The sequence below is a fragment of the Allobosea sp. CER48 genome, assembly GCF_044752385.1.
GTDB lineage: Bacteria > Pseudomonadota > Alphaproteobacteria > Rhizobiales > Beijerinckiaceae > Allobosea.
Window position 1 is genome coordinate 1 of the sequence record NZ_JBIWYK010000171.1, and the last position, 6295, is coordinate 6295.

Genomic DNA, 6295 nt, shown 5'->3' on the forward strand with positions numbered 1-6295 from the left:
CTGGTCCGGCGCGGGCCGTGTTCGGCTCGGTCAAACCTGATTGCTGAAGGTATCGCAGCGCTGCATCGAGCCGGACTGGAAGCCGATATTGAACCACTTCGTCCGCTGGGCCGAGGAGCCGTGGGTGAAGGAATCGGGCACCACGACGCCCTGCGCCGCACGTTGCAGCTTGTCGTCGCCGATCGCCGACGCGGTGCGGATGGCCTCCTCGATGTCGCCCTGGTCGAGACGGCCCATCGCCTGCACGTTATGGGCCCAGACGCCGGCAAAGCAGTCCGCCTGCAATTCGATCCTGACCGAAATCGCATTCGAATCACGCTCGGACGAGCGCTCGCGGATCTGGTTGGCCTTGGGCAGGATGCCGAGCAGGTTCTGGATGTGATGGCCGACCTCGTGGCCGATCACATAGGCATAGGCGAAGTCGCCGCCGCCGCCGAGCTTGCGCTGCATCTCCTGGAAGAAGGAGGTGTCGAGATAGACCTTCTTGTCCACCGGGCAATAGAAAGGGCCCATCGCCGACTGCGCCGTGCCGCAGCCCGAGCGGTCGACGCCGGAGAACAGCACGAGGCGCGGCGCCTGATAGCGAACATTGGCCTGCTGCGGCAGCACCTTGGACCAGACATCCTCGTTCTGCGCCAGCACGGCCGAGACGAAGCGGCCCATCTGGTCCTGCGGGGGGCCGGAGGAGCGCCGCGTTTCCTGAGTCTGCTCGCGCCCGCCGATGCCGCCGATCATCTCGGCACCGCCGATCAGCAGGCGCGGATCGATTCCGAGCGCCCAGCCGAGCAGGCCGAGCACGACCATGGTGCCGATGCCGATGCCGCCGCGCCCGCCGGGCATGCCGGCGAATCCGCCGCCACCGCCGCCGCGCCGATCCTCGAGATTCTCGGACTGGCGATAGTCTTCCCACTGCATGGACGGTTCCTCGGCGAAACTCCCCGCAATCTCGCCGGGAGATGCGGGGAACTCAAGTCGTCTTTGCTCGACCCGGCTGAACGAAGCCTGAGCGCTGCGGGCCGCGTCAGTGATACCCGCTGTCGGCCCTGACCTTGCCGCGGAAGGTCCAGTACACGAAGGCCGTGTAGAACAGGATCATCGGCAGCAGGAACGACACCCCGATCAGCACGAAGATGTGGGACGACGGCGCGGCCGCCGCATCCCAGATCGTCACGCTCGGCGGCACCAGATAGGGGAAGTTCGAGATCGAAAGTCCCAGGAAGCAGAGCAGGAAGATCGCGATCGTCAGCGCGAAGGGCGTGAACTCATGCGCGCCGTGGAGCCGCCGCCAGGCGAGGTAGCCACACAGCGCCGTCAGCACCGGGAAGGGCCAGAGCCAGACGAGATTGGCCGGGGTGAACCAGCGTTCGGCGATGCGCGGATGCGCGTAGGGCGTCCAGAGCGAGACCAGCGCCGCGAAGCCCAGGAGCCCCAGCAGCAGGGTCTTCGCCTGCTGCCGCGCCCGTTCGGACACAGGGCCGTCGGTCTTGTAGACGAGCCAGGTCGCGCCGAGCAGCGCGTAGCCGACGATCACGCCGACGCCGCACATCACGGTAAAGGGCGTCAACCAGTCGAAGGGGCCTCCGGCGAACTGGCCCTTCGCGACCGTGACGCCCTGGATCAGCCCGCCGAGCACCAGACCCTGCGCGAAGGCGGCGACCGTCGAGCCCAGCCAGAAGGCGATGTCCCAGCGCCGGTGATGCGGCTTGGCGACCCAGCGGAATTCGAAGGCGACGCCGCGGAAGATCAGCGCCAGCAGCATCAGCGTGATCGGGATGTAGAAGGCCGGCATGATGATGGCGTAGGCCTGCGGAAAGGCGACCCAGAGGCCGCCGCCGCCCAGCACCAGCCAGGTCTCGTTGCCGTCCCAGAACGGGGCGACCGAGTTCATCATCTGGTCTCGCTCGCCCTCGTCCTTGGTCGACGGAAACAGGATGGCGATGCCGAGGTCGAAACCGTCGAGCACGACGTAGAGCATCACGGCGGTGCCGATCAGCACGGCCCAGATGACCGGAAGATACCATTCCATCGTCGTGGCTCCTCAGATCGCCGGCTGGATCTTGTCGTCGCCGGGCTTGCCGTCGCCGAAGATGGTGGCGGCCTCTCCCTGCACGGCCTTGAGCGTGCGCTTCGAGGACTGCTCGGGGGCATCCGCGCCGGTGATCTCGTCCGGTCCCTTGTCGATCAGTCGGTTGATCAGCAGGATCCCGGCGGTGAACACCACCGAATAGACGCAGATGAACAGGAAGAGCGAGATCGCCACCTGCGTCGTCGTCACCGGCGAGACGGCGTCGGCCGAGCGGATGATGCCGGTCGCCAGCCAGGGCTGGCGGCCAACCTCGGTGACGAACCAGCCAGAGAGGATGGCGATGAAGCCGGCGGGCCAGGTGTACTGGGCGATCCCGAGCCAGCGTCGTGATTCGAACACCGTGCCCTTGCGCCAGAGCCAGGCGCCGATCCAGCCGAACAGGATCATCAGCACGCCGATTCCGACCATCGCGCGGAAGGCGAAGAACGGGATCAGGACCGGTGGCCGATCCTGCACCGGGAAATCCTTCAGGCTCGGGAAGAGCGCGGTCATGCTGCCATGGGTGACGAGGCTGGCGACACCCGGGATCGAAATCTCGAAGCGGTTGAGCTCGGCCTTCTCGTCCGGCCAGGCGAAGAGCACGAGGGCGCCGGGCTTCGAGGAATCCCAATGCGCCTCGATCGCCGCCAGCTTGGCAGGCTGATAGGTCGCGGTGTCGCGGCCGTGGAAGTCGCCGATCACGGCCTGCAACGGCGCAGTCAGCGCGATCATCAGGATCGCCATCCGCACCATCGTCTTGGCCGATTCGGTGCGGTGCCCGGCCAGCAGATGGCGGGCGCCGGTCGCCAGCACGACGAAGGCGGTGGTCAGGTAGGCCGCCGTCATCATGTGCGCGAAGCGCAGCGGGAAGGTCGGGTTGAAGACGATCTTCATCCAGTCGACCGGGTAGGCGATGCCGTCACGGACCTCATGCCCGACCGGGTACTGCATCCAGCTGTTGGCCGAGAGGATCCAGAAGCCCGAAAGCGCCGTGCCTCCGGCGACGATCACGGCGGAGAGGAAGTGCAGCCAGGGCGGCACCCGTTTCCAGCCGAACAGCATCACGCCGAGGAAGGAGGCCTCGAGGAAGAAGGCCGAGAGCACCTCGTAGCCGATCAGCGGGCCGACGACATTGCCGACCGCCGTCGAGAACCGGCTCCAGTTGGTGCCGAACTGGTAGGACAGCACGATGCCGGAAACCACGCCCATCGCGAAGGAGACCGCGAAGATCTTGGTCCAGAACCGGGCGAGCAGGTGGAATTTCTGGTCGCCCGTCTTCAGCCAGAGGCCGAGCAGCGTGGCGATGTAGGCAGAAAGCCCGATGGTGAAGGCTGGAAAGACGATGTGAAACGATACGGTGAAAGCGAACTGGATGCGTGAAAGCAGAAAAGCATCGATGACCATCGCAGAACTCCGTCGGCCACGCCGTCAAGGCGCTGGATTCGCCCATTGGGGCGTCTCTGGATGTGATCTAATTCGAGCTTGCCTCGCTTGGGGCCTGCGCGCAACGTCGCTGCGTCAATTCTTCCCGTCGAGCGCCGCCTTGAGCGCCCGCAGGTCCCGCCAGGCGAGACGCTTCTGCAGCGGTTGGCGCAGCAGATAGGCCGGGTGCAGCGTCGCGATGGCGCGGATCCGCCGCGAGCCGGTGTCGTACTCCGCCCATTGCCCGCGCGAGCGCAGGATGCCGCTGAAGCCGAGCAGCCCCTGCGCCGAAGGGCCGCCGACGCAGACGAGGATGTCGGGGTCGGCGAGCTCGATCTGGCGCTGGATGAAGGGCAGGCAGATCGCGACTTCCTGCGGCGTCGGCGTGCGGTTGCCCGGCGGGCGCCAGGGCAGCAGGTTGGCAATGTAGACGTCGTTCTGCCGGCTGAGGCCGATCGCGGCCAGCATCCGGTCGAGCAATTGCCCGGAACGGCCGACGAAGGGGAAGCCGAGCCGGTCCTCATCGGCTCCGGGCGCCTCGCCGACCATCATCACCCGTCCCTCCGGATTGCCGTCGGAGAAGACGAGGTTCTTGGCGGTGGCCTTCAGGGCGCAGCCCTCGAATTTGGCCATCGCGTCCCTGAGCTCGTCGAGCGTGCGCGCCTCGCGGGCCAACGCTCGGGCGTTGACGGTCGCATCGTCGGGCGCCGTGGCAGCTGCGGCGATCGGCCTAGCGGCCGCAGCCGGGCGGCCCGGCAGGGCGCGCAGCCGCGCCTGCCCCGCTCCCGCAGCGGGGGCGGGCTCGGCGAACTGGTTGCGCGGCGTCTCGTCGAGCGCTTCGGTCACGCCCATCTCGGCGTACCAGCTCAGCAACTCGTAAGGGTCTGGCGCGTCGGGCCCCAATGCATCGGACAGGCTCATCGTCGCATCCTATACGCTGCAAAGCCGCTCCGCGAGCCAACGCAGTTGCAAAATGGAACGGGCGCTTGGATAGAGGGGTTCCAGACTGAACGGAAGCCGGGCGTTGAACGAGCTGGCGAGATAGTTCATATATAAACAATTGCGCGGCGCGGAATGCAGGCGGAGGGCAGGATGGATCTCAAGGAAGCGCAGAGCGAACCGCGCGAGAGCATGGACTATGACGTCGTCATCGTAGGCGCCGGTCCCGCTGGCCTGGCGGCTGCCATCCGGCTGAAGCAGCTCGACGAGAACATCTCCGTCGTAGTGGTCGAGAAGGGCGCCGAGGTCGGCGCTCACATTCTCTCCGGAGCGGTCATCGACCCGATCGGCCTCGACAAGCTGGTACCGGATTGGCGCGACGATCCCGACCGCCCGCTGACCACCGAGGTCAAGGAGGACGTCTTCTACTTCCTGACCGAGCCGAACGGCATGCGCCTGCCGAATTTCGGCATGCCGCCGCTGATGAACAACCATGGCAACTTCGTCGGTTCGCTCGGGCTCGTCGCGAAGTTCCTGGCCACGCGCGCCGAGGCGCTGGGCGTCGAGATCTACCCGGGGTTCGCCGCCGCCGAGCTGCTGTTCAACGAGGACGGCTCGGTCGCCGGCACCGCCACCGGCGACATGGGCATCGCAAAGGACGGCACAGTCTCCGACCGGTTCACGCGCGGCATGGAGCTGCGCGGCCGCTACACGCTGCTGGGCGAGGGTGCTCGCGGCTCGCTGTCCAAGATCGCGATCAGGAAATTTGCGCTCGACGCCGGCCGCGAGCCGCAGAAATACGGCATCGGCCTGAAAGAGCTCTGGCAGGTCAAGCCGGAGAAGTTCCACAAGGGTCGCGTCCAGCACTCCTTCGGCTGGCCGCTCGACAACAAGACGGGCGGCGGCTCCTTCCTCTATCACTTCGACGACAACCTCGTCGCCGTCGGCTTCGTCGTGCATCTCAACTACGAGAACCCGACGCTCTCGCCTTTCGACGAGTTCCAGCGCTTCAAGACCCATCCGCTGATCCGCGACACGTTCGAGGGCGGCAAGCGCATCTCCTATGGCTCGCGCGCCATCACCGAGGGCGGCTTCCAGTCCGTTCCGAAGCTGACCTTCCCGGGCGGCGCGCTGATCGGCTGTGCGGCAGGCTTCGTCAACGTTCCCCGCATCAAGGGCAGCCACAACGCCGTGCTCTCCGGCATGCTGGCGGCGGAGAAGCTCGTACCGGCGCTGCAGGCCGGCCGCAGCCATGACGAGGTCGTCGAGATCGAGAACGAATGGCGCGGCAGCGCGATCGGCAAGGACCTCAAGCGCGTCCGCAACGTCAAGCCGCTCTGGTCGAAGTTCGGCACTTTCGTCGGCGTCGCTCTCGGTGGCGTCGACATGTGGCTGAACCAGCTCTTCGGCTGGTCGCCCTTCGGCACGCTGAAGCACGGCAAGCCCGACTACGCGACGCTGAAGCCGCTCGCAGAGGTCAAGCCGATCACCTATCCGAAGCCGGACGGCAAGATCTCCTTCGACAAGCTGTCCTCCGTTTTCCTGTCCTCGACCAATCACGAGGAGGACCAGCCGGCGCATCTGAGGCTGACCGATCCGTCGATCCCGATCGCCAAGAACCTGCCGCTCTACGGCGAGCCGGCCCGGCTCTACTGCCCGGCGGGCGTCTACGAGGTCGTTTATGAGAACGCCGAGACGAAGAGCAATCCGCGCTTCGTGATCAACGCGCAGAACTGCGTCCACTGCAAGACCTGCGACATCAAGGACCCCGCCCAGAACATCACCTGGACGGTGCCGGAAGGCGGCGGCGGGCCGGGTTACGCCAATATGTGACGCGCCCTGCCGCTGCGGCGGCGGGCAAAAGGACAG

At 66.4% G+C, this 6295-nt stretch carries 5 protein-coding genes; 1 reads left to right on the forward strand and 4 read right to left on the reverse strand.

Features of this window, described 5'->3' with window-relative positions:
* Nucleotides 1-30: 30 nt before the first annotated feature.
* From ypfJ to ACIPIA_RS08485, 4 genes are all read right to left on the reverse strand, one after another.
* Complete coding sequence (ypfJ, locus tag ACIPIA_RS08470; RefSeq protein WP_400508508.1) at nt 31-915, reverse strand: KPN_02809 family neutral zinc metallopeptidase; 885 nt, start codon at nt 913-915, stop codon at nt 31-33.
* 106 nt (nt 916-1021) lie between these two features.
* Nucleotides 1022-2026, reverse strand: a complete 1005-nt coding sequence (cydB, locus tag ACIPIA_RS08475; RefSeq protein WP_400508510.1) for a cytochrome d ubiquinol oxidase subunit II — start codon at nt 2024-2026, stop codon at nt 1022-1024.
* Nucleotides 2027-2038: 12 nt separating this feature from the next.
* Nucleotides 2039-3469: a cytochrome ubiquinol oxidase subunit I gene (locus ACIPIA_RS08480; protein WP_400508511.1), complete on the reverse strand. Its 1431-nt coding sequence runs from the start codon at nt 3467-3469 to the stop codon at nt 2039-2041.
* Between the two features lie 114 nt (nt 3470-3583).
* The gene (locus tag ACIPIA_RS08485) at nt 3584-4408 is read right to left on the reverse strand and encodes a uracil-DNA glycosylase (protein ID WP_400508513.1); all 825 of its coding nucleotides are present in this window, start codon (nt 4406-4408) and stop codon (nt 3584-3586) included.
* 171 nt (nt 4409-4579) lie between these two features.
* Here ACIPIA_RS08485 and ACIPIA_RS08490 point away from each other — a divergent pair, with 171 nt between their 5' ends.
* The gene (locus ACIPIA_RS08490; RefSeq protein WP_400508515.1) at nt 4580-6259 is read left to right on the forward strand and encodes an electron transfer flavoprotein-ubiquinone oxidoreductase; all 1680 of its coding nucleotides are present in this window, start codon (nt 4580-4582) and stop codon (nt 6257-6259) included.
* Nucleotides 6260-6295: the final 36 nt, after the last annotated feature.

Bases quoted from the DNA above. Each gene is read 5' to 3' on its own strand.
- ypfJ (WP_400508508.1), bottom strand. From the start codon at position 915: ATGCAGTGGGAAGACTATCGCCAGTCCGAGAATCTCGAGGATCGGCGC.
- cydB (WP_400508510.1), bottom strand. From the start codon at position 2,026: ATGGAATGGTATCTTCCGGTCATCTGGGCCGTGCTGATCGGCACCGCC.
- ACIPIA_RS08490 (WP_400508515.1), top strand. From the start codon at position 4,580: ATGGATCTCAAGGAAGCGCAGAGCGAACCGCGCGAGAGCATGGACTAT.
- ACIPIA_RS08485 (WP_400508513.1), bottom strand. From the start codon at position 4,408: ATGAGCCTGTCCGATGCATTGGGGCCCGACGCGCCAGACCCTTACGAG.
- ACIPIA_RS08480 (WP_400508511.1), bottom strand. From the start codon at position 3,469: ATGGTCATCGATGCTTTTCTGCTTTCACGCATCCAGTTCGCTTTCACC.